A 23,879-nucleotide genomic window follows, 5' to 3' on the forward strand; every position below is an offset into this window, starting at 1 on the left:
TAGATGCGATTAGCGATAGATGCAATGGGAGGCGACCATGCTCCTAAGGAAATTGTGTTAGGTGCAATGGATGCCGTAAAAGAAAATAAAGATTTACAAATTACACTTTATGGTGATGAAAACCAAATTAAACCGATTTTAACAGATAGCCAGCAAATTAAAATTATACATACAGACGAAAAAATAACATCAGAGGATGAGCCTGTAAAAGCCGTACGACGTAAGAAGAATGCTTCTTTAGTTCTAATGGCTAAGGCTGTAAAAGATGGGGAAGCAGATGCGTGTATTTCTGCTGGTAATACAGGGGCCTTAATGAGTGCGGGTTTGTTTGTGGTAGGCCGCATTCCTGGAATTGACCGACCGGCGTTAAGCCCTACTTTCCCAACAGTAGATGGACAAGGCTTTTTAATGCTTGATGTTGGAGCAAATGTTGATGCAAAACCAGAACATCTGCTTCAATACGCTATTATGGGGTCTGTTTATGTGGAAAGAGTAAGAAACATCAAAAATCCTAGAGTTGGCTTATTAAATGTAGGTACGGAAGATGGAAAAGGAAATGATTTAACCAAAAAAGCTTTTCAACTTTTAGAAAATGCACCCATTCATTTTGTAGGAAATGTAGAAGCGAGAGACATCTTAAATGGTGTTGCGGACGTAGTTGTTACAGACGGATTTAGCGGAAATGTAGCACTAAAAACAATGGAAGGCGTTGCTGAAACAATTTTTTCTCTTTTAAAAGATGCTTTTATGTCTTCCACAAAATCAAAAATTGCTGCTGCGCTTGTTAAAAATGACTTGAAGGGCTTAAAAGGCCGATTGGATTACTCCGAGTATGGCGGAGCAGGGTTGTTTGGGTTAAGCGCACCCGTTATTAAAGCACATGGCTCTTCCAAAAGCCGAGCAATCAAAAATGCGATTAAACAAGCAGTTTATATGGTTGATAATAATGTAACAACCACAATTCAAAATACTATTGAGACAATGGGGAAAGAGGAGGAAAAATAAATGAAACGCATTGCATTTATGTTCCCGGGTCAAGGATCACAAACAGTTGGAATGGGCAAAGACTTATTTGATACTTATCCGCAGATACAAGAATTATATAAGGAAGCAAATGAAGTTTTAAATGTGGATATACAATCACTTATGTTCGAAGGTCCCAAAGAAACGTTAACAGAAACAGAGAACACACAACCAGCATTATTGTTATCCAGTGTTGTGGCATCTCAACTGTTAGAGGAAAATGGTATTCAACCTTCCATGGTTGTTGGGCACAGTTTAGGTGAATACAGTGCACTTGTTTCTGCAGGAGCAATGAAATGGCAAGACGCTATCCAGCTTGTTAAAGTAAGAGGTCGTTTAATGGAAGAAGCGTTTCCTAAAGGGCAAGGGACTATGGCAGCTGTTTTAGGACTTGATGAAGATAAGGTTCAAGAAGCGCTGGATCAGGTCACAGATGAAATTGTGGATATTGCTAATTTAAATTGTCCGGGACAAATTGTTATTTCCGGCTCCGTTCCAGGTGTAGAACAAGCAACAAATTTACTGAAAGAAGCCGGAGCAAAACGCGTACTACCATTAAATGTGAGCGGGCCATTCCATTCGAGATTGATGAAACAAGCAAATGAAGACTTTGCAGCGTATCTAAATGAAGTAGCTTTGGAAGATCCGAAAACACCTGTTTATGCAAATGTTTCAGCCGATGCAGTAACGGAAAAAGATACTGTGAAAGAATTATTAGTACAGCAGCTTTACTCACCGGTTCGTTTTGAAGAATCGATTCAAAAGATGTTGGAAGAAGGTGTAGATGCATTTGTAGAAGTAGGTACAGGAAAAGTATTATGCGGTTTATTGAAAAAAATAGATCGGAAAGCAAAAACATTTGCTGTACAGGATCAGGAATCACTTGAAGCGTTTATTCGCTGGTATAAGGAGGAAGAATAATGTTACAAGGGCAAACAGCAGTAGTAACTGGAGCTTCCAGAGGGATAGGCAGAGCCATTGCTTTGGAACTTGCTAAAAACGGAGCTAATGTGATTGTGAATTACTCTGGAAGTGAAGCAAAAGCTGAAGAGGTTGTCGGAGAGATCCAGGAACTTGGCGTGAAAGTAGTTAAAATTCAGGCAAATGTTTCTGATGAAGATTCTGTTAAGCAGCTTATGAAACAATCTGTTAAAGAATTCGGTACTATCGATATTTTAGTGAACAATGCAGGTATTACGAAAGATAACTTGTTAATGCGCATGAAGGAAGATGAATTCGACCAGGTTATTCAAACTAACTTGAAGGGTACGTTTTTATGTACAAAAGCAGTGACGCGTCAAATGATGAAACAAAAATCAGGACGTATTATTAATGTTGCCTCCATTGTTGGAGTAAGTGGGAATCCGGGACAAGCCAACTATGTTGCGGCAAAAGCAGGTGTGATTGGTTTAACGAAAACGACAGCGAAAGAGCTTGCTTCCCGAAATATCTTGGTAAACGCAGTTGCTCCCGGTTTTATTTCTACAGATATGACGGACGAATTAAGTGAAGAGCAGCAGGAATCTTTATTACAATTGGTACCATTAGAGCGCTTCGGTAAACCGGAAGATGTAGCACGTGTTATCCGCTTTTTAGCAAGTGAAGACGCCAATTACATTACCGGACAAACGATTCATATTGACGGTGGAATGGTGATGTAATACAATTACAGAACAATAAAAATCGTTGAAGCCTGGGGCTGCGATTACCAATGTTGTCAGGTTAATGAATTTTTTTAATTTAATACAGATAACAAAAAATCTATCTAGCGGAGGAAAACACGGAGATTCCTGTGGGAAAGCGCAGTGGGAAGACCCCGCAGAAAAAAGCGAACTTCTTTTTTTGAGGAGGCTGAGCTCAAGCCCATGGAAAGCGTAGTGTTTTTCCGCAGCGGTCGATTAAGCTACAACATTGAGACCTGCGATTACTCGGTCTATTAAAACCGTTGCTGCGATTACTCGCCCCACCGAAACCCGTTGCGGTTCCTCGGCTAAAAAAATCGTGGCATTTATACTTTTTAAAAGTAAAATAAAGTGGTATATTCTTGAAAGGAGGTGAACGGGAATGGCAGATGTGTTTGAACAAGTAAAGTCCATTATTGCTGATCGTCTTGATGTAGACGAAGAAAAAGTAGTTTTAGAAGCTTCATTTAAAGATGACCTTGAAGCAGACTCATTAGATGTTGTTGAACTTGTTATGGAATTAGAAGATGAGTTTGATATTGAAATCGCTGATGAAGATGCAGAAAAGATTAATACAGTAGGTGATGCTGTAGATTACATAAACAGCAAAGCTTAATGAATAAAAAAACAGCGAGGGAAAGTTTCTTTTAGAGACTTTCCCTTCATTATTTGTATTTTACTGTAAAGAACATAAATAATTATTTTTCGTATATGGTAAAATATCTGTATAAAGATTATTTAGAGCAATCAATGAACAGCAATAGAAAAAATGAATAGTAAACCAATCATCATGTTATGGATGAGAGTGAAGGAGGTCAATATGGAATTAAGTCAACTGGAACAGGAATTAGGAATATCCTTTCAACAAAAGAAATTATTAAAAGAAGCATTTACCCATTCTTCTTATGTGAACGAATATAAGAAAAGCAAGCTGAAAGACAACGAACGATTAGAATTCCTGGGAGATGCTGTACTCGAATTAGCCGTTTCGCAATATTTATATAGAAATAATCAGGAAATGCCTGAGGGTGAAATGACCAAATTACGTGCAGCTATCGTATGTGAAGCATCTTTAACAGTCTTTGCAAAGCAATTTAACTTTGGGCAATATATCCTTTTAGGAAAAGGAGAAGATAAGACTGGCGGAAGACAGAGACCAGCTATTTTAGCAGATGCATTTGAGGCATTTTTAGGAGCGCTTTACTTAGATCAGGGTTTCGATACAGTACTTTGTTTTTTAAACAAACACATTTTTCCTGTATTAACAGTCGATGCTTCAACAAGTGTAGTGGATTATAAAAGTCATCTCCAAGAAATTGTCCAGCAGCAAAAAGATAGAAAAATTGAATATCAAATTATTGATGAGCATGGCCCGTCTCATCACAAAGAATTTATTGCTGAGGTTTTAATTCAGGGAGAACCGGCTGGAAAAGGAATTGGAAGAACGAAGAAAGAAGCTGAACAAAAAGCAGCCAGAGCAGCACTGGAGAAAAAACTGCCGGAATAGACAAGGTTATTCGTTCTTGAGAATCAAAAAAAACGTTACGCAAGAGTAATTTGGTTGCTTGTTCTTGCGTAACGTTTTTTGTTTCATATTATTTTCGGATAGATGCCAATTCGTTAATAAAGGCTTGCGTTTCGGAAGCACTTAAACGGCCTTTACTGATAACCATATCATACATCCATTTTAAATCTTCATATTTTTCAAGATTATAATCTTCTGCGTCCATAATTGAACGGTTAACTACTTGTAACTTTTCTGCTAATTCCTGAAGCATATACTCCATATTTTCAACGCTTGGCTGGTCTAATTGCATCTTATCCCCCTTATCATGATCCTTAATCTGGAATATTCATGTACATGCGAAAAGCATAAAATAGCGATGATTTGTATTTCAACTTAAGCATGTACGGTAAAACCTAATTCATTTGTTACGAGTTTTTATTATAGCATAAGTTTTAGAAATCGTTAATGGTTCACTTCTGAATTAATACCGTGCTGCACATAGGCTAAAGCATGATAATATGATAAAATGTATTAGCTAAACAATTCTAGCAACGATAAAATAAAAAATGAAATTTATAACGATAAATAGAAAGATTTGATTTTTAGGAGAATGATTATGCATTTAAAGCGGTTGGAAAGTGTTGGATTTAAATCCTTTGCAGAGAGAATTAATGTGGATTTTGTACCTGGTGTGACAGCAGTAGTCGGTCCAAATGGCAGCGGCAAAAGTAATATTACGGATGCGATACGCTGGGTGCTGGGTGAACAATCTATGAAATCTCTGCGCGGATCAAAAATGGAAGATATTATATTCCAAGGGAGTGATTCCAGATCTCCTCTAAATATCGCTGAAGTTACACTCGTATTAGACAATAAAGATCAGCGTGTACCGCTGGATTATGAAGAAGTGAGTGTAACAAGAAGGATTTACCGCTCTGGAGAAAGTGAATTTTATATTAATAAACAGGCTTGCCGATTAAAAGATATTGTTGATCTGTTTATTGATTCAGGTCTTGGCAGGGAAGCCTTCTCTATTATCAGTCAAGGGCGTGTAGAAGAAATTCTTAGTTCAAAAGCGGAAGAGCGTCGGGTGATTTTTGAAGAAGCGGCCGGTGTATTAAAATATAAACAACGAAAGAAAAAAGCAGAATATAAACTTGCGGAAACGCAGGAGAACTTGAACCGTGTGGAAGATATTGTTTTTGAAATTGAACAACAGCTGGAGCCTTTAAAAGAGCAATCGAAAAAAGCAAAAGAATATCAGACTTTACAAGCGGAGCTTCAAGAAACAGAGATTTCTGTACTGATTACGGAAATGGAACAAATCCATTATGAATGGCAGCAGGTATTAAAACGTTTAGCAGAGAATGAAAAAAAACTAAAAGAACAATCGGAAGCCATTCGGCTTGTTGAAGAAGACTTAGCAAAAGAAAAAGAATGCACCCAGTACTACGAAACAGAAATAGAACAGTTGCAATCTGATTTACTAGATGTAACAGAACGTCTGGAGAAATTTGAAGGGAAAAAACAACTATTTGATGAACGTTCAAAGCATGCAGATGAAAACAAAGAAAAACTTGTGCAGCAGTTAGAGCGGGTAACTTCTAATGTTCGAGTGCTGGAAGAACAAAAAACGAAAGAGCAAGAGAAGCTCACACATTTAGAAGCAGAAAAAGCTAATACATTAGCAAGGAAAAAAGAAATAGAGAATAAATTAGCTATGCGGCCGGAAGATGTAGCTAATCGAATTGAGGACTTAAAGGCAGAGTATATTGAACTATTGAATCAGCAAGCTGCTTATCGAAACGAAAAGCAATCCGTTGATCGGCAACAGGAGCAAATTGAAGCTAAAAATACTTCGCAGTCTATGAAATTTAAAGATACGCTTACGGAGAGAAATGAGTTACAAGTTAAACAGGCAGCTGCTGAAGAAGCATTGCAATCCTATCAGAAAAATTTAGAAGAGAAGAATCAGCAATTAAAGACCTTAAAACTGGAAATGCAATCCGAACGTGCAAAATATGAAGAAGCGCAATCAAAGCTTTACCAAGGCTATCAATATATTGAAAAAGTAAAATCAAAGAAAGAGATGCTTGAAGAAATGAAAGAAGACTTTCAAGGTTTCTTTCAGGGAGTTCGTCAAGTATTAAGAGCCAGAGAAGAAGGTAAGCTAACTGGCGTAGAAGGAGCAGTTATTGAGTTAATTGATGTTCCGAAAGATTATATTACAGCGATCGAAACAGTATTAGGCGGACAGGCGCAAAATATTGTTGTAGAAACGGATCAGGCAGCAAGAGAGGCAATTAATTGGTTGAAAAAGACAAATAGCGGACGAGCCACCTTTTTGCCGCTTAAATCTATCCAGCCCCGCTTTTTATCAAATGAAGGGAAACAGGAAGTAAAAGACCATGATGGCTTTGTAGGAGTTGCATCGGATTTAGTACAGCCGAAAACAAAAAAATATGAAAAAGCAGTGCAGCACTTAATGGGGAATGTTGTTATCGCTAAAACATTGCGGGATGCAAATGATATTGCGATAAAGCTGCATCGGAGGTACCGTATCGTCACTTTGGATGGAGATATGGTGCATCCTGGAGGGTCGATGTCAGGGGGAGCGCAGAAAAAGCAGAACCAGTCGTTGTTTTCTCGGGAAAAAGACTTGCAGGAGCTGCATGCGCGATTAGCAGAATACAAACAAAAAACGGAGCAATTTGAGAAAGGCGTACAGAAAAAAAGAGATTATTTACGGGAAGTAGATGAAAAAATAAGTTCTACTGAACAAGAAGTGAATATGCTGCAAAAGGATGTACAAGAAAGTCAAGTCGATTTTCAATCCCTTCAAGCAAAATTGACATCGATAAATGACAATTTAGCCATTTATGATATGGATAAAAAGCAAAATGAACAGAGCCATACAGAGTTAGCGGATCGAAGTAAGATTCTAACAAAGGAATTAGAAGAAATTAATCTCAAACTTCAAACGGTCCAAAAAGAAGTGGATGATTTAACGAAAGAAGAAGCAAAATTAAAAGAGACACAAGCGAAATTACAGGATGCATTTTATGAAGTCAAAGTGGCCCTGGCTGAGCAAGAAGAACGTTTCAAAAATCAGAAAGCTAATACAAAAGCGTTGGAAACGCAGCTTGAGCGGGCAATCCAGGAAAAAAATCAAGTAGATGAAGAGCTGGAGGCAATAACAGCTATTAAAAATCAGGAAGAAACAGAAGAAGAGATTGAAGAAAATATAGTTCACGCCAGAAATACTAAACAGGAAATAACAGAAAGCATAGAAAAACTGCGTAATAAAAGAAAAGAAAGCTCCGATAAACAGCAGTCTCTGGAAGTGAAATTGAAAGAAGCACAGGAACAATACAGCGACACGAATGAGCAATATCAAAAACAAGAAGTTAAATCGAATCGCTTAGACGTGGAGCTTGATAATCACCTGCAGCAGCTTGAAAAAGAATATATGATGACATATGAATTGGCGAAACGTGATTACGCTAAGGTCGAAAATATGGATGAGGCAAAAGCTGTGGTCAGCAATTTAAAGGATAAAATCAATCGGCTGGGTACAATTAATTTAGGTGCTATTGATGAATATGAGCGTATTTCTGAAAGATATCAGTTTTTAAAAGAACAAAGAGATGACCTTGTAGAAGGAAAGCGAACGCTATATACTGTTATTGAAGAGATGGACACTGAAATGAAAGAAAGATTTGATTCTACTTTTTCCAAAATAAAGGAAGAATTTTCTGAGGTGTTTAAGCACTTGTTCGGTGGCGGACATGCCGAATTAAAATTAACAGAACCAGATAATTTATTAGAAACAGGTGTTGAAATAATCGCGCAGCCGCCTGGTAAGAAACTGCAGCATTTAAGTCTTTTGTCAGGGGGAGAGCGTGCATTAACAGCAATTGCCCTTCTCTTTTCCATTTTACGTGTTCGTCCCGTCCCATTTTGTATATTGGACGAGGTCGAAGCTGCTTTAGATGAAGCCAATGTAGTCCGTTTTGCTAAATATGTGAAACACTTTAGCAAAAATACACAATTTATCGTTATTACACATCGGAAAGGAACCATGGAAGAAGCGGATGTTCTTTATGGTGTAACAATGCAGGAATCGGGCGTATCAAGGCTGGTTTCTGTCCGATTAGAAGATACAAAAGAATTGATTCAATCGTAGGGGGATATCAATATGGGTTTTATGGATAAATTGAAACAGCGTTTTAAGGAAAATGAAGAAACAAAGGAAGTTTCCGAGAAATATCAAGAAGGGATGAAAAAAACAAGGAATTCTTTTTCTGGTAAATTAAATGATTTAATCGCTCGTTATCGGAAGGTAGATGAGGATTTCTTTGAAGAATTAGAAGAGGTTTTAATTACAGCAGACGTAGGCGTCTCCACAGTGATGGATCTTGTTGAAGAGCTTAAAATGGAAGTGAAGCGTCAAAAGATTAAGGATTCTTCTGAAGTAAAAGATGTTATTTCTGAGAAACTCGTAGAAATCTATTATGGCGAAGAAGATGAATCGATCCAGCATATGCAATTAGATGGGGATGGATTACAGGTTATTCTTGTTGTTGGCGTTAACGGTGTTGGGAAAACAACAAGCATAGGTAAGCTCGCACATCAATTAAAAGCAGATGGTAAGAATGTGATTTTAGCAGCAGGAGATACATTTCGTGCCGGAGCTATTGAACAGTTAGAAGTTTGGGGAGAACGTGCAAATGTCCCCGTCATTAAACACAGTGAAGGAAGTGACCCGGCCGCAGTCATTTATGATGGAATTAGAGCTGCAAAGTCACGGGAAGCAGATGTGCTAATCTGTGATACAGCAGGAAGACTTCAAAACAAGGTGAATCTAATGAATGAACTTGCCAAAGTAAAACGTGTTATTGAGCGTGAAATTCCTGGTGCTCCACATGAAGTCTTGTTAGTGTTAGATGCTACTACCGGCCAAAATGCATTGACACAAGCACGCACATTCTCTGAAGCAACGAACGTGACTGGGATTGTTTTAACCAAATTGGATGGTACCGCAAAAGGCGGAATTGTTTTAGCTATTCGTAATGAGTTGCAAATTCCGGTGAAGTATGTCGGTCTGGGTGAAGGTATTGATGATTTGCAGCAGTTTGAAGCAGATGCATTTGTGTACGGACTGTTTGCAGATTTAGGAATGAGTGAAGAAGAAGAGAAAAGAGAGTAAGCGAAACCTCACTAGACTACTTGACAATTTCCGATTTGGTTGGATATGATAAATGTAAAGGAAAATCACTTAACAAGAGGTGTACCTGTTGCTAGAAAAAACGAATCGGATAAATTATTTATTTGACTTTTATCAATCACTGTTGACCCCAAAACAGCGCAGTTATATGGAAATGTACTATTTGGAGGATTATTCTTTAGGAGAGATCTCAGAGCTCTTTGAAGTTTCCAGGCAAGCAGTATATGATAATATTAAAAGAACCGAAAAAATGTTAGAGACGTATGAAGATAAACTTCATCTTTACTCAAGATTTGAAAAGCGCACGCACATTATTGCAAAGCTTTCGGAAACAGTAAAAGATCCGGAGGCAAAGAAGTATGTTCAACAATTACAAGATTTAGATTAGGGGGATACCTTCTATGGCATTTGAAGGATTAGCGGACCGCCTCCAAGGTACAATAAAGAAAATTACTGGTAAGGGTAAGGTCTCTGAGCAAGATGTAAAAGAAATGACAAGGGAAGTTCGCTTGGCACTTTTAGAAGCTGATGTAAACTTTAAAGTTGTAAAGCAATTAATTGCCCGGATAAAAGAAAGAGCCGTCGGACAGGAAGTAATGGAAAGTTTAACGCCTGGACAGCAGGTTATTAAAGTTGTAAAAGACGAATTAACGAATTTAATGGGCGGGGAACAAAGTAAAATTGCAGTAGCCGACCGCTCGCCGACAGTTATTATGATGGTTGGTTTACAAGGTGCAGGTAAAACAACTACTACTGGAAAACTGGCGAACCATTTACGTAAAAATCATAACCGTAATCCTTTATTAGTTGCGTGTGATGTCTATCGTCCTGCAGCCATTCAACAATTGGAAACACTTGGGACACAGCTGGATATGCCTGTTTTTTCATTAGGAACAGAGGCAAATCCAGTTGATATTGCCAATCAGGCAATTGCTCAGGCAAAAGAAAATCACAATGATTACGTCATTATTGATACAGCTGGCCGTCTGCATGTTGATGAAAATCTTATGGAGGAATTACAGCAAATCAAAACCGGCGTAAAACCGGATGAAATCTTTTTAGTGGTTGATTCCATGACAGGACAAGATGCTGTCAATGTAGCAGAAAGCTTTAATGAGCAGCTCGATATTACAGGAGTTGTTCTGACAAAATTGGATGGTGACACGCGTGGCGGTGCTGCACTTTCTATCAAAGCAGTTACGGATAAGCCGATTAAATTTGCCGGGATGGGTGAAAAACTGGATCAATTAGAAGCTTTCCATCCTGAACGCATGGCATCCAGAATACTTGGCATGGGCGATGTGCTTTCCTTAATTGAAAAAGCACAGACCAATGTGGATGAAAAGCAGGCGAAAGAATTAGAAGAAAAAATGCGCACGGCTTCCTTTACATTTGATGATTTTCTGGAACAAATGGGACAGGTTCGTGAAATGGGACCATTAGATGACTTAATGTCAATGATTCCAGGGTCCAACAAGATGAAAGGCCTGAAAAATGCGCAATTAGATGAAGGCCAATTGACAGAGGTAGAGGCGATCATTCAATCAATGACTAAAAAAGAGCGCCAAGAACCGAGTATCATCAACGGAAGCAGAAGAAAACGTATTGCAAAAGGCTCAGGGACTTCTGTGGCAGCGGTAAACCGTTTGTTAAAACAGTTTACAGAGATGAAAAAAATGATGAAGCAAATGACTAATATGCAAAAAGGAAAAAAAGGCAAAGGCGGCGGATTTAAATTTCCTTTCATGTAGAGGATAACTAAAAAATAATAAAGGTGATGCGGCGGCAGGAAAGAGTTTCCACTAAGGATGCCTGAGTCGTGTTCCGAGTCGGCTTGTCTTTTCTATTAAATTTTAAACATGCATATGCAGAGTTGATTTTTGTACTTTTTTATAATAAAATAAGCTTGTAATGGAAAAATACTTTACAGACTAAAAACTATCTGGTAGAATCAATTCTTGTGATAAGATAATTATTGGAGGTGCAAAGCATGGCAGTAAAAATTCGTTTAAAACGTATGGGTTCTAAAAGAAATCCATTCTATCGTATTGTAGTAGCTGACTCTCGTTCTCCACGTGATGGTCGCTCTATCGAACAAATCGGTACGTACAATCCTGTAGTAAATCCAGTTGAGGTTAAAATAGATGAAGAAAAAGCACTTGATTGGATGACGAAAGGTGCAAAACCAAGTGATACTGTACGTAACTTATTCTCTAACGAAGGCATCATGAAGAAATTTCACGAACAAAAAAATTCTAAATAAGTAGTGTGATATCATGAAAGCCCTGATTAAATCGATTGTTACCTCATTAGTAGATCATCCGGATGATATTGTGATTAAAGAAAAGGAAGAAGATTCCAAGGTTACGTATCATTTAACCGTTCACCCGGATGATGTCGGAAAAGTCATTGGCAAAAACGGCCGGATTGCAAAAGCGATACGCACTGTTGTATATGCTGCAAATACTGGTGGTAATAAACGTATTTTTTTAGATATTATGTAAGATTCGTATTCAAAAAGAAAGTATTCTTTTTGAATAACCTGGTAAAGGGAAAGCTGACCCTGTTTTTTTAGGGCTCAACTTTCCCTTTTTACACATTGTAACCCGAATCTATCAGGCAGGAGCTGAATTTAGATGAAATTAATAAAAAAGGTTCCCATTAAGCTAGTCGTAACAGAAGAAAGCAAAGAAAAAATCCGCCAAAATTTTACGAATCATAAATTACGTCTTGAACAAGAGTGTCAACAACTCCAATTTGAAATACGGAAACTAAAGAACAAAAACGCAAATGTTCGTTCAGATATGGAAACGCGGTTTAACCAGGAAATTAAAAACCGTCAAGAAAAAATGAAGCTATTAGATTTTAAAATAGAACAGTTAGATGAATTAAAAATGGGTAGCGAAATCGTTGAAAAAGAGGTTGAAGCTCTTGTTGAAGTCGAAGTGGGCTCTGATTGGAATCATATTATGAAAGAGCAGGCTATCGTAATTAAAGATGATAAAGTTATCCGAATTGATGAATGAAATAGGTGAGCAAAGATGCATACAGAGAAATTAAAAATTGGTAAAATCGTTAATACACACGGAATTCGGGGCGAAGTAAAAGTTTTACGCATTACCGATTTTGAAGAGCGTTTTACGCCTGGAAATGAAGTGATTATTACATCAGAACAGCGTGATATTACATTAACAATTGATTCACACCGCATCCATAAAGGATTTGATTTAATTACATTTAAAGACTATACAAATGTGAATGATGTAGAACAATGGAAGGGCATGAATTTGTATATTGATCAGAGCCAGGCAGAAGAATTGGAAGAGGATGCATATTACTATCATGAAATTATCGGCTGCCAAGTTCAGACAGTAGAAGGGGAAGAACTAGGAAAAGTGAAAGAAATTTTATCTCCTGGTGCTAATGATGTCTGGGTAGTACAAAGGCCTGGAAAGAAAGATTTATTGTTGCCTTATATTGAAGATGTAGTTAAAAAGGTAAATACCCAAGATGGCATTATTTCTGTCGAATTAATGGAAGGGATGTTAGATTAGATGCATATTGATATTCTGACATTATTCCCGGAAATGTTTCATGGTGTGATGGAAAGCTCTATTTTAAAGAAAGCAGCAGAAAAGGAACAGTTTTCATATCAACTCGTTGATTTTCGGGATTATTCCATGCATAAACATAAAAAAGTGGATGATTACCCTTATGGTGGAGGAGCCGGCATGGTACTGACCCCACAACCTGTATTCGATGCTGTGGAAGCTGTGAAAAAAGAAAGATCATCACACCCGCGTGTCGTTTTGATGTGCCCTCAAGGAGAGCCTTATACACAAAAAAAGGCAGAAGAATTAGCGCAGGAAGAGCATCTTATTTTTATTTGCGGTCATTATGAAGGATATGATGAAAGAATCCGTGAGCACCTTGTAACGGACGAGATATCTATAGGAGACTATGTCTTAACTGGTGGGGAATTAGGAGCAATGGTTGTTGTGGATAGTGTTGTCCGGCTGTTGCCAGAAGCGTTAGGAAATGAAGAATCAGCAAAGCAGGACTCTTTTTCAACCGGTTTATTAGAGTACCCTCATTATACACGCCCATCTGATTTTCGTGGAATGAAGGTTCCAGATGTCCTCTTATCAGGAAATCATGCGAATATTGAAACTTGGAGAAGGAAACAATCTTTAAAAAGAACAACCCAAAGACGACCAGATTTATTAGAAAACCAAGAGATGGATGAAGCAGATCTTGAAATGTTTCAAGAAATAAAAAATGACGAAAAGTAGTTGTACTTTACGCTGGAATATGCTATATTATTAATTGTGCTTATGTGCGTATAAGCATGTAGAACGATGTTCCGCTGTTCAAATGAGGGCATGAGCATTAGTTTGGAAGGAGTGAAAATCATGCAACAAATTATTGCTGACGTAACAAAAGATCAATTACGTACAGATCATCCTGATTTTCGACCTGGTGACACTTTAAAAGTTCACGTTAAGGTTGTTGAGGGTAATCGTGAACGTATCCAGGTATTTGAAGGTGTTGTAATTAAGCGTCAAAATGGCGGAATCAGCGAAACGTTTACAGTAAGAAAAATTTCTTACGGTGTTGGTGTGGAGCGTACTTTCCCATTACATTCACCAAGAATTGATAAAATTGAAGTTTCTCGTCGCGGTATTGTACGTCGTGCGAAGCTTTATTACCTACGTAACCTGCGTGGAAAAGCAGCTCGTATTAAAGAACGTCGCTAATCAGCTGACAGAGAATTTGAAACAAATACAAAAGGGCTACGTCAATAATGACAGTAGCTCTTTTTCATTGCATAGGAAATTATAGAATTATTGCCTTGTGGATAACTATTTATAGTAAAACAGCCACGTCCAGCTCCGAACGCCAAAAACTAGGAGATTTCACGTCGCGCCCTACGATAAGTCAACATCGGTTCGTCACCTCACCGTGTTTCCTTTATCTCAGTTGCGCCGCTCCAATCTCTACGTTTTTAAACAGGCGCTCTGCGCTTTTGTTCTTGATTAAGATAATATTATACGCCAAGTATGAATAAATGCTTATTCACGCTATCCAGGTTTAGATTTGAAGACTAAAAAAGAAGAAGTATCAAGTTATTCTTTTAGCATTTTGTATCTTTTTTAAAAATGGTTTATAAAAAAATAATACTTAGAAGTTGTTTATCTAAAGTTTACTAGCTACAATAAAAGGTAGACTGTAGTTATCGGAGGAAGTTAGATGACAGAGAAAGAGCAAAAAAAGAAAAAAAATGAATGGTTGGATTGGATAAAAGCATTATTACTGGCTTTTGGTTTCGTGTTCTTAGTGCGGATGTTTTTATTTGCGCCGATTGTTGTTGAAGGACCATCCATGCTTCCAACCTTACATGACCGCGATCAAATGATTGTTAATAAGATCACTTATACACTTGGAGAACCGGATCGTTTTGATATTGTTGTTTTCCATGCTCCTGAGCAAAATGATTTTATCAAACGTGTCATTGGTTTACCAGGAGAACATGTAGCAGTGAGAGATAATGTATTATATATAGATGGCGAACCAGTAGATGAACCATTTTTAAATGATCAAGTTTTTACAAATGATTTTGAGTTAGAAGAATTGGAAGAAGGATACGAAGTCGTTCCTGAAGATTCTGTATTCGTATTAGGTGATAATCGAAGCAATTCAACAGATAGCCGTATTATTGGAGTTGTGCCGATGGATGAAGTTGTCGGGAAGGCAAGTTTTGTCTACTGGCCATTGAATCGAATACATTTTAGTGAATAAAGAGAGTAAATAGAGCAGCCGGTACTGTGCATTAGGATGATGTAAAGTTATTTGCGAACCACTGGTGAGTGAATGTTTAATTAGTTACTCAATTTTTGCACCTTAAAAAGAAACTTCATTTTCATAGACACAGGGGTGGATTGTTCCTTTGATAACTCCCAAGACAAGAAGAATAGAAGGTGAAGTGTGAGGCGACCGCTGCGGCGGACCGTTTTGCTTTCCGACGTACAACGGTCTTCGATGGGACGAGTAACCGCAAAAGCTCTTCGGTGGGGCGAGTAATCGCAGCCCCAACCCCAGGACGTTGCGACTTTAGTCTGCCTAGGGGCACGCTCTTCAGCTAACTTTTGCCAAGAAGAGCGCTTGGCAAAAGTGGATCTTCAGATGGTGCTGATCCCTTGTCCAGCTACAAGCGTCAAAAACTAGACAACTTCCCGAGAGCGCCCTACGATAAAGAAGACTTACTGATTGGCAAGCCGACAGGCGCAGACAGAAGTAAAGTCGCACTTATGCCCCGCGGGTGAAAGTCATCATCCGTTCGTAAACTCACGGTGATTCCTTTATCTCAGTTGCTTCGGTCCAGTTGTTACGTTTTTAAACGACACTTTCCGCTTTCCTCACAGGAGTCAAAACGGTCCGCCTCCGCTAGTTAGATGTTCTATATATAGAATAGTTGAACAAATAAAAGGTAGTTCAGACAGAAGAGATTTTTTGTGGTGCATGGTAAAAATGTTCAGCAATGATTTCTTTTTGTGCATGAAAGTTATTCTTGATGTTAACTATCCACGCTTTCATGATTGGTTATTCAGGCGAAAGCTACTATTTCGTCAAACGCATCAAAATGTTATTTCTTTCATTCGCTGTAGAATCCTATCAGAGCGGAGTGGTTGGCCGGAGCGGAGCAATACACTATCATTAGTTCAAAAAAGTGATTTAATCAAAAGCAAGCACAATAATGAAGAATACGATAACCCTGGAATGGCAAGATATATATGCTTATTCTTAGGTGCGAAAGTTTAGTTAGTTAATAAAAAGTAAAAAATAAGCCTAGTAACCCTTGATATGGAAGGAGTTGAAAATCGTTATGCCAATTCAATGGTTTCCCGGCCATATGGCCAAAGCCAGAAGAGAAGTACAGGAGCAATTAAAGCTCGTAGATTTTGTGATTGAATTAGTTGATGCAAGAGCGCCATACTCCTCGCAAAATCCGATGCTGCAAGAAGTTTTAGGACAAAAACCGAAGCTTGTCCTGCTGATGAAAAAAGATTTAGCGGATGCTGCAAGAACAGCTAATTGGATAGAAAGTTATCAGGGACAAGGAATACAAGCTGCTGCAGTGGATGTGAATCAAAAAGGAGATATACAGCAGGTTGTTCAACTCGCCAAAGCAATGGGGCAAGAAAAGATGGACAAGCTGAAGGCAAAAGGAATTAAGCCTAGGCCTGCCAGAGCAATGATCGTTGGTATTCCAAATGTAGGGAAATCTACGTTGATTAATCGGCTTGCCAATAAAAAAATTGCCAAAACAGGAGATCGTCCTGGAATTACCAAGCAGCAATTATGGATTAAAATCAAGAAAGACTTTGAATTATTGGATACTCCAGGCATTTTATGGCCAAAATTTGAAGAAGAAGCTGTGGGATACCGGTTGGCGGCAATTGGCACAATAAAAGACCAGCTTCTTCCTCTTCAAGATATTACAGCCTTTGTTATCCGCTTTTTATTTGAAGAATACCCGAGTTACCTGCAGGAACGTTATGGTATAGAGGATAGTTCTGATATGGTAGAGATATTTGAAGGCATCGGAAGGAAAAGAGGCGCATTGGAAAGCGGCGGTCATGTAAATTTTGATAAAGTCTCCGATATTGTTCTTCAAGATTTACGTACAGGAAAATTAGGTAAGTTCACATTAGAGCTGCCATAAAAACTTATTTTAACAGCCTGCAAGGGATTTTCTTTGTAGGCTATTTTTGTATTTAAAAAGACAGCTTAACATGCTTGAAAAAATGACGATAATAAAAGAAAGCAGGATAGAAAATGAAAAAACAATCCATCGCAGAAATTAAAGAATTACTAAATGAAGATAATCTGACAACTGAAAACTGGGAAGTGTTGCTGCAAGATGAAAGAAAAGGTGTACAGACACTGATTCAATCATATCAACGTAAAAAAGAACGGGAAAAACTCTTAATCAACCAGTTTACAGCGATGCAGCATTACGAGAAGAAAGCATATACAAATGGAGCAGAAAAGATTGCTGGTGTAGATGAGGTAGGAAGAGGACCGCTTGCAGGACCAGTGGTTGCGGCAGCTGTTATTCTTCCTGAAGATTTTCGGCTGATCGGGTTAAATGACTCTAAGAAATTAAAGGAAGACGTGAGAGAAGCATATAGTATCTATATAAAAGAACATGCTGTCAACTATCATATCTCTTTTATAGATAATCAAACGATTGATGCAATCAATATTTATCAAGCAACTAAAAAAGCAATGTATGAAGCGTTGGAAGGATTAGACCCGTCTCCTGATCATGTGTTGGTTGATGCGGTCCACCTTCCGGGTTTACATTGTTCTCAAGAAGCAATTATCAAGGGAGATGCGTCAAGTATCAGTATTGCAGCTGCCAGTGTTCTGGCAAAAGTAGCCCGTGATCAGTTTATGAAGGAATTAAATAAAGAATATCCCGGTTATGATTTTGATAAAAATATGGGATATGGCACCAAAGCGCACTTAGAGGGGCTGAATCAATTTGGAGTGACGCCTTACCATAGAACATCATTTGCTCCAATAAAAACATTGGTAAAATGATAAAGAAAAAGAGGAGAAGCTATGAGGATTCAAGAAAATATAAAGGCGGATAAGTTACTACGTCCATCCAAGGCTAGCTTGCTTCAAAATTTAAAGATGGGGGATGTTTTACAAGGAACGGTAAAACAGCTTTATCCAAATCAAAGAGCAGCCATTCAAATTCAAGGCAACCAGCTTATTGCTCAGCTTGAGGCCTCACTTTCCGTTGGTGGAAGGTATTTTTTTCAAGTTACATCTAATGAAGGTAACATGCCGGAGTTAAAAGTAATGACAGGTGAACAGCAAAATAAAGAGCAAATGATCAGTAATCTTCTGCAGCAGCTTGGCATCAAAGAAAACAGATTAACTTCCCAGCTTGTAAATGCTCTCGCCAGAGAACAAGTACCAATGCAGAGAAGTGATTTAATGCAGGCAGTACAATATATCCAGGATAATAAAATCCCCCCGAGGCAGGCAATGCCTGTACTTATGCAGTTAATGAAAATGCGAATCCCGGTTACTCAAGCTTCTTTTCAGGCAGTGCAGGCATTACAAAATGGAAATATCAGTGCCGGTTTAGCCTCGCTTGACCGTTCTCTTCCTCCAGGGAAACAATCGATGCTGCAAGTAAACCTGGAACATGTGTTGAGAGGATTTCCATCTGAACAAAGTGCTGTACGTGCCGTCTTAACTGCTGATGCGCAAACAGCAAAACCAGTTTTATTTCCGTTGCTTCAAAATCTCGGCTTCGTTTCAAAAGCATTGGATAAACAAAGCTGGTCGAATATTTTACAGCAATGGAATACACAAGCTCCGCCGAATGCAATCAACCAGGCTGCATCAACACCGCCATTTACAGCTGGCTTTGAAAAGGTAACGGAGCAGATTCGATCTATTTTAGCAAATCAGCAGCTGCTGATGTCTGAAGCGAGGGCTCAACAACAAGGAAATAACAAGGGAGTACAGATGAGGCCAAACTTGGAAGCACAGTTCCCGCAATATTTTTCAAGTCAAACACCTGGAAACGAAGGGAATGCACGTCAAGTAACCGAAGCTTTATCAGAACCTAAAAATTATCAAACTTTGGAACGTTTCATGAATATTTTGGGAACCTCTAATGAAAGAGCGGTAAAAATTGTATTGACTGCTGATACACAAGCTGCAAAACCGGCATTGTTTCCTCTTTTACAAGACTTAGGTATTGTTTCAAAGTCAATAGGTAAGCAAGGCTGGATAAATGCATTACAGCAATGGAATCCGCCAGCAGGGCAAAGTCAAGGAACGATAACCACACCGTTCACAGGCAGCTTTGAAGGTGTAAAAGAACAGATCCAGTCTATTTTGGGAAATCAGAAACAACTCATGGCAGAGGCGAAAGTGTTACATGGAGCGATGATACAGGGAAACAATACTGCAGCTCTGCCTAAGGCCCATTTAACTGCTGAGTTTCCACAGTATTTCTCTAATCATGCGCCGGTTGCACAAGAGAGTGAAAATACTGTCCGCTCCCTAATGGAAGCATTAACAGAACCAAAAAATTATCAAGCACTGGAACGCCTCTTGAATATCTGGAAAGCTTCTAATGAACATATGATTCATAATCCTAAAGAGCAATTCCTGCAGCAAATGCAGTGGGTTCTCCGTGATGCAGGATTAAATGCAGAAAACTCGTTAAAAACAGATGACGCAAACTCGATGCAGTTCAAACACTTATTGCTGGAAATGCTTCAGAATACCAGCAGCGGGATTGGCAGGGAGAATGCACAGCAGGTAGTCCATTTTTTGAACGGGATGCAATTAAATAATATCAATGAAAGTAGTTATTTTATTCAGACTAACCTACAAATACCCGGTCAAAAACTGGGTGTATCTAAGGATATTGGCTTGCATTTTGAAGGAAAGAAGACTGCTGATGGGAGTATTGATCCTGAGCATTGTCGGATTATATTTGACTTGCAGCTGCACAGGATGAAAGAGACGATTGTTGATTTACATGTTCAAAAGAATTCATTAGCTATTACCATATATAATGACCAAGCAACAACACCAATGCTGGTAGATAAACTTCGGCCAAATCTGCAAGAAGCCTTAGAAAAAATGAATTATCAAGTCGCATCAATTATCTGTAAACCTTATACAGAAATAGATAAACAGCAGCTTCAATCAACAAGCGCTCTTGATGAAAATCCTGAGCAAGGAGGGGTGGATTTCCGGATATGAATGAAAAACGGAAAAAAGCAGTAGCTTTAAGCTATGAACAGAGTATGGATGATGCGCCGAGAATCAAAGCTTCAGGAAAAGGTTTTCTTGCTGAAGAAATCATAGAAAGGGCACAGACGCATGATATTCCAATTTTAGAAGACCCTTCCTTAGTAGAAGTACTCGCTGAATTAAATATCAATGAACAAATCCCGGAAGAACTGTTTCAAGTCGTTTCAGAAGTTTTTGCCTTTATTTATCAAACTGATAAGCAGACAGGAAAAGAAAATATGTAAAGTATAATAAAATATCATGTCATCGCTAGTCTGCAAAAGGATGAATGGAATTTATCTGCAGTCTCGTTCATCCTTTTTGGCGAATAAAGAAATAATGTTGAATTTTGTGTTCCCTATTTCTTGTTTATTTTCTCTATTTTTAATACAATAGTAGTGCATTGATTTTGATAGGAGGATGGAAGATGAACATTCATGAGTACCAAGGTAAACAAGTTTTACGAGAATTTGGTGTCAACGTTCCGAACGGTCATGTTGCTTATTCAGTAGATGAAGCTGTGGAAGCTGCGGAAAAGCTTGGCTCGTCTGTAACCGTTGTCAAGGCGCAAATCCATGCAGGTGGACGCGGGAAAGCTGGCGGAGTAAAAGTAGCAAAGAACCTGGAGGAAGTTCGTACATATGCGGATGAAATTTTAGGAAAGACACTTGTAACACATCAAAATGGTCCTGACGGCACAGAAGTAAAACGTTTACTTATTGAAGAAGGCTGTGATATTCAAAAAGAATATTACGTAGGGGTAGTTCTTGATCGTGCAACGTCAAGAGTAGTGATGATGGCGTCTGAAGAAGGCGGTACAGAAATTGAAGAGGTGGCAGAAGCAACACCTGAAAAAATCTTTAAAGAAGTAATTGATCCTGTCGTTGGCTTATTACCTTATCAAGCTAGAAGACTAGCATTTAATATTAATATTCCTGATGAATTACTAGGGAAAGCAGTTAAATTTATGACAGCACTTTATGATGCTTTTGTTGCAAAAGATTGCTCTATTGCAGAGATTAATCCGCTTGTAACTACAGGTGATAATGAAGTGCTTGCTTTAGATGCAAAATTAAACTTTGATGATAATGCACTCTACCGTCAATCTGATATAGCAGATCTGCGTGACTTAGGTGAAGAAGATGAGAAAGAAATCCAAGCTTCTAAATATGACTTAAGTTATGTTTCATTAGATGGAAATATCGGATGTATGGTAAATGGTGCCGGCTTAGCAATGTCTACGATGGATATTATTAAGCACTATGGCGGCGATCCGGCTAACTTCCTTGATGTAGGAGGCGGTGCTACAGCTGAAAAAGTAACAGAAGCATTTAAAATCATTCTTTCAGACAAAAATGTAAAAGGGATTTTTGTAAACATTTTTGGCGGAATTATGAAATGTGATGTTATTGCTGAAGGAGTTGTGGAAGCAACGAAACAAATCGGTCTGACCATCCCGTTAGTGGTTCGCTTAGAAGGCACGAATGTGGAGCGCGGAAAAGAAATTTTAGACGAATCAGGTCTGAATATTACTTCTGCATCCTCTATGGCGGATGGCGCAGAGAAGATTGTTGCTGCAGTAAAATAAAGTAGTTACCGTTACAATGACATACAAATAAAGGACGTACAAATAGGAAAGGGCGGACTTAGAATGAGTGTTTATATTAATAAAGATACAAAAGTAATAGTCCAAGGAATTACAGGTGGAACTGCACGTTTCCATACAAAACAAATGCTGGAATATGGTACAAAAATTGTAGGTGGGGTTACACCGAAAAAAGCAGGTACAGAAGTAGAAGGAGTTCCTGTATTTAATACAGTTGAAGATGCTGTGAAAGCTACTGGAGCAACAGCATCTGTTATCTATGTGCCGGCACCTTTTGCAGCTGATGCCATTATTGAAGCAACTGATGCAGAGCTTGATTTAGTAATCTGTATTACAGAACATATCCCGGTAATGGATATGGTGAAGGTAAAACGTTATATGGAAGGTAAGAAAACGCGTCTTGTTGGGCCTAACTGTCCTGGTGTAATTACAGCTGATGAAACAAAAATTGGCATTATGCCTGGGTACATCCATAAAAAAGGCCATATCGGTGTGGTTTCCCGTTCAGGTACTTTAACCTATGAAGCTGTTCATCAGTTATCTGAAGCCGGTTATGGACAAACCACAGCTGTCGGTATTGGCGGTGATCCGGTCAATGGAACGAACTTTATTGATGTATTAGATGAATTTAATAAAGACCCTGAAACAGAGGCTGTTATCATGATTGGTGAAATCGGCGGTACTGCTGAAGAAGAAGCTGCGGAATGGGTGGAAGCAAACATGACAAAGCCGGTTGTCGGATTTATCGGCGGTGCAACAGCACCTCCAGGAAAACGCATGGGACATGCTGGTGCCATCATCTCCGGAGGAAAAGGGACAGCTGAAGAAAAAATCCACATTATGGAGTCTTGCGGTATTAAAGTAGCTTCTACTCCTGCCGTTATGGGAGAAACAATGATTGAAGCATTAAAAGAAAAAGGTTTAGAGGAAAAGTGTAAAACACACTGAGCCTGTTGAGGCTGCTACAGAAAATGCTGATTCTATCTATTATAATAGATAGAATCAGCATTTTGTTCAGGTTTTTTTAAAAGCTTAAAATGTACGTGTTGTAGAAGAAAGGGGATTGATATGTATTGAATTATCATTTTAATCGATTAGACTTTATTCATCTCAGTCGATGCCGTTATGCCTCACGCCCGTTTATCCGCAAATGGATACGGATAGACCCTGAATTAAAAATGATTTATCAAATAACCTCTCAAGAATTGTCACAAATTATTCGGATTCCTCATAAAAAAGCACAAACCCTCTTGCAAGACCTTCATAATCCGCAATTAAAAAAGAAGATATGGGACGAATCTAGAGAATTCCACATCATCACAATAGTTGACGAATATTATCCTCTTATGTTAAATACAATTAAAGACGCGCCGCTCGTTTTATATGGTGTAGGAAATTTGCATCTTTTAACAAAACAGCCGACACTTAGTGTTATTGGTACCAGAAATCCATCAAGTGAGGCGTTTGGGAAGCTTGCGATTTCAGTTGCACCTTTAATTGATGCAAAATGGGTGATTGTCAGCGGTATGGCTAGAGGTATTGATAGTATGGCACATCGGTTGACTTTAAAAAGGCAGGGAAACACGATTGCAGTTTTAGGGAGCGGATTCCGTTCCGTTTATCCAAAAGAACATATACCGCTGTTTCACGAAATCGTAAAGAAAGGGTTAGTACTTTCTGAATATCCGCCTGATAAACCGCCGCGAAAATATCATTTCCCTGAAAGGAACCGGATTATAAGCGGTTTAACAATGGGGACTTTAGTAATAGAGGCGACGAAGAAAAGCGGTACGATGATTACAGTTAATCAGGCTCTTGATCAGGGCAGAGATGTATTTGCTGTACCAGGTAACCCGCTTTTAAAACAGTGCATAGGTTGTAATGAAATCATTCAGGATGGTGCAAAATTAATTCAATCTGCGGAAGATATTTACACAGAATGGAATTATCATTTTCAAATGTTCAATAAATAGTGTTTGACAAAAACGTATTCTATCT

General features: G+C 38.5%; 25 protein-coding genes. 24 read left to right on the top strand and 1 reads right to left on the bottom strand.

Annotation, left to right across the window (positions count from 1 at the left end; all coding sequences use genetic code 11):
- Nucleotides 1-3 precede the first annotated feature (3 nt).
- The 5 genes from plsX (at nucleotide 4) to rnc (ending at nucleotide 4,212) form a co-directional block, all read left to right on the top strand.
- Nucleotides 4-1,005 carry a phosphate acyltransferase PlsX gene (gene plsX / locus BN986_RS11450; RefSeq protein ID WP_040980043.1) on the top strand — a complete coding sequence of 334 codons (1,002 nt, stop codon included), beginning with the start codon at nucleotides 4-6 and terminating at the stop codon, nucleotides 1,003-1,005.
- On the top strand, nucleotides 1,006-1,944 hold the full coding sequence (gene fabD / locus BN986_RS11455) for an ACP S-malonyltransferase (RefSeq protein WP_040980045.1): 939 nt from the start codon (nucleotides 1,006-1,008) through the stop codon (nucleotides 1,942-1,944).
- Nucleotides 1,944-2,684 (top strand): 3-oxoacyl-[acyl-carrier-protein] reductase, encoded by a 741-nt coding sequence (gene fabG, locus BN986_RS11460; RefSeq protein WP_040980047.1) that lies wholly within the window; start codon nucleotides 1,944-1,946, stop codon nucleotides 2,682-2,684. Before fabD ends, fabG begins: the two co-directional genes overlap by 1 nt.
- Before the next feature lie 403 nt (nucleotides 2,685-3,087).
- On the top strand, nucleotides 3,088-3,321 hold the full coding sequence (gene acpP, locus BN986_RS11465) for an acyl carrier protein (RefSeq protein WP_040980049.1): 234 nt from the start codon (nucleotides 3,088-3,090) through the stop codon (nucleotides 3,319-3,321).
- Nucleotides 3,322-3,525: 204 nt separating this feature from the next.
- Nucleotides 3,526-4,212: a ribonuclease III gene (gene rnc / locus BN986_RS11470; protein ID WP_040980051.1), complete on the top strand. Its 687-nt coding sequence runs from the start codon at nucleotides 3,526-3,528 to the stop codon at nucleotides 4,210-4,212.
- Nucleotides 4,213-4,300: 88 nt separating this feature from the next.
- Here rnc and BN986_RS11475 read toward each other — a convergent pair whose 3' ends face one another.
- A complete protein-coding gene (locus BN986_RS11475; protein WP_040980053.1) occupies nucleotides 4,301-4,522 on the bottom strand; it encodes a DUF1128 domain-containing protein in 222 nt (73 codons plus the stop codon).
- A 306-nt stretch (nucleotides 4,523-4,828) separates the two neighbouring features.
- Here BN986_RS11475 and smc point away from each other — a divergent pair, with 306 nt between their 5' ends.
- The 19 genes from smc to dprA all read left to right on the top strand — a co-directional run bounded on the left by smc (nucleotide 4,829) and on the right by dprA (nucleotide 23,854).
- Nucleotides 4,829-8,398: a chromosome segregation protein SMC gene (gene smc, locus BN986_RS11480; RefSeq protein ID WP_040980056.1), complete on the top strand. Its 3,570-nt coding sequence runs from the start codon at nucleotides 4,829-4,831 to the stop codon at nucleotides 8,396-8,398.
- Between the two features lie 12 nt (nucleotides 8,399-8,410).
- The gene (gene ftsY, locus BN986_RS11485; protein WP_040980058.1) at nucleotides 8,411-9,421 is read left to right on the top strand and encodes a signal recognition particle-docking protein FtsY; all 1,011 of its coding nucleotides are present in this window, start codon (nucleotides 8,411-8,413) and stop codon (nucleotides 9,419-9,421) included.
- Nucleotides 9,422-9,509: 88 nt separating this feature from the next.
- The gene (locus tag BN986_RS11490) at nucleotides 9,510-9,827 is read left to right on the top strand and encodes a putative DNA-binding protein (RefSeq protein ID WP_040980060.1); all 318 of its coding nucleotides are present in this window, start codon (nucleotides 9,510-9,512) and stop codon (nucleotides 9,825-9,827) included.
- A 13-nt stretch (nucleotides 9,828-9,840) separates the two neighbouring features.
- Nucleotides 9,841-11,190, top strand: a complete 1,350-nt coding sequence (gene ffh / locus BN986_RS11495; protein ID WP_040980062.1) for a signal recognition particle protein — start codon at nucleotides 9,841-9,843, stop codon at nucleotides 11,188-11,190.
- A gap of 239 nt (nucleotides 11,191-11,429) precedes the next feature.
- Complete coding sequence (rpsP, locus tag BN986_RS11500) at nucleotides 11,430-11,702, top strand: 30S ribosomal protein S16 (RefSeq protein WP_040980064.1); 273 nt, start codon at nucleotides 11,430-11,432, stop codon at nucleotides 11,700-11,702.
- 13 nt (nucleotides 11,703-11,715) lie between these two features.
- Complete coding sequence (locus tag BN986_RS11505; protein ID WP_040980066.1) at nucleotides 11,716-11,943, top strand: KH domain-containing protein; 228 nt, start codon at nucleotides 11,716-11,718, stop codon at nucleotides 11,941-11,943.
- A 132-nt stretch (nucleotides 11,944-12,075) separates the two neighbouring features.
- Nucleotides 12,076-12,465, top strand: a complete 390-nt coding sequence (locus tag BN986_RS11510; protein ID WP_040980068.1) for a YlqD family protein — start codon at nucleotides 12,076-12,078, stop codon at nucleotides 12,463-12,465.
- A gap of 15 nt (nucleotides 12,466-12,480) precedes the next feature.
- Entirely contained in the window at nucleotides 12,481-12,993 is a 513-nt protein-coding gene (gene rimM / locus BN986_RS11515; RefSeq protein ID WP_040980070.1) for a ribosome maturation factor RimM, read from the top strand.
- The gene (gene trmD / locus BN986_RS11520; protein WP_040980071.1) at nucleotides 12,994-13,731 is read left to right on the top strand and encodes a tRNA (guanosine(37)-N1)-methyltransferase TrmD; all 738 of its coding nucleotides are present in this window, start codon (nucleotides 12,994-12,996) and stop codon (nucleotides 13,729-13,731) included.
- A 120-nt stretch (nucleotides 13,732-13,851) separates the two neighbouring features.
- Complete coding sequence (gene rplS, locus BN986_RS11525; protein ID WP_040980074.1) at nucleotides 13,852-14,196, top strand: 50S ribosomal protein L19; 345 nt, start codon at nucleotides 13,852-13,854, stop codon at nucleotides 14,194-14,196.
- Nucleotides 14,197-14,689: 493 nt separating this feature from the next.
- Nucleotides 14,690-15,238 carry a signal peptidase I gene (gene lepB / locus BN986_RS11530; protein WP_040980076.1) on the top strand — a complete coding sequence of 183 codons (549 nt, stop codon included), beginning with the start codon at nucleotides 14,690-14,692 and terminating at the stop codon, nucleotides 15,236-15,238.
- A gap of 347 nt (nucleotides 15,239-15,585) precedes the next feature.
- Nucleotides 15,586-15,762 (top strand): hypothetical protein, encoded by a 177-nt coding sequence (locus tag BN986_RS27005; RefSeq protein ID WP_157037073.1) that lies wholly within the window; start codon nucleotides 15,586-15,588, stop codon nucleotides 15,760-15,762.
- A gap of 560 nt (nucleotides 15,763-16,322) precedes the next feature.
- Complete coding sequence (gene ylqF, locus BN986_RS11535) at nucleotides 16,323-17,162, top strand: ribosome biogenesis GTPase YlqF (protein WP_040980078.1); 840 nt, start codon at nucleotides 16,323-16,325, stop codon at nucleotides 17,160-17,162.
- A 113-nt stretch (nucleotides 17,163-17,275) separates the two neighbouring features.
- Entirely contained in the window at nucleotides 17,276-18,046 is a 771-nt protein-coding gene (locus BN986_RS11540) for a ribonuclease HII (protein WP_040980080.1), read from the top strand.
- Nucleotides 18,047-18,067: 21 nt separating this feature from the next.
- On the top strand, nucleotides 18,068-20,245 hold the full coding sequence (locus tag BN986_RS11545) for a hypothetical protein (protein ID WP_040980082.1): 2,178 nt from the start codon (nucleotides 18,068-18,070) through the stop codon (nucleotides 20,243-20,245).
- Nucleotides 20,242-20,520 carry an EscU/YscU/HrcU family type III secretion system export apparatus switch protein gene (locus BN986_RS11550; RefSeq protein WP_040980084.1) on the top strand — a complete coding sequence of 93 codons (279 nt, stop codon included), beginning with the start codon at nucleotides 20,242-20,244 and terminating at the stop codon, nucleotides 20,518-20,520. Before BN986_RS11545 ends, BN986_RS11550 begins: the two co-directional genes overlap by 4 nt.
- Nucleotides 20,521-20,702: 182 nt before the next feature.
- Entirely contained in the window at nucleotides 20,703-21,863 is a 1,161-nt protein-coding gene (sucC, locus tag BN986_RS11555; RefSeq protein WP_040980086.1) for an ADP-forming succinate--CoA ligase subunit beta, read from the top strand.
- Between the two features lie 63 nt (nucleotides 21,864-21,926).
- Entirely contained in the window at nucleotides 21,927-22,829 is a 903-nt protein-coding gene (sucD, locus tag BN986_RS11560) for a succinate--CoA ligase subunit alpha (protein ID WP_040980088.1), read from the top strand.
- A gap of 125 nt (nucleotides 22,830-22,954) precedes the next feature.
- Nucleotides 22,955-23,854, top strand: coding sequence for a DNA-processing protein DprA (gene dprA, locus BN986_RS11565; protein WP_040980090.1), 900 nt, complete (start codon nucleotides 22,955-22,957; stop codon nucleotides 23,852-23,854).
- Nucleotides 23,855-23,879: the final 25 nt, after the last annotated feature.

Source organism: Oceanobacillus jeddahensis (assembly GCF_000750635.1).
In the GTDB taxonomy this organism is placed as follows: Bacteria; Bacillota; Bacilli; order Bacillales; family Amphibacillaceae; genus Oceanobacillus; species Oceanobacillus jeddahense.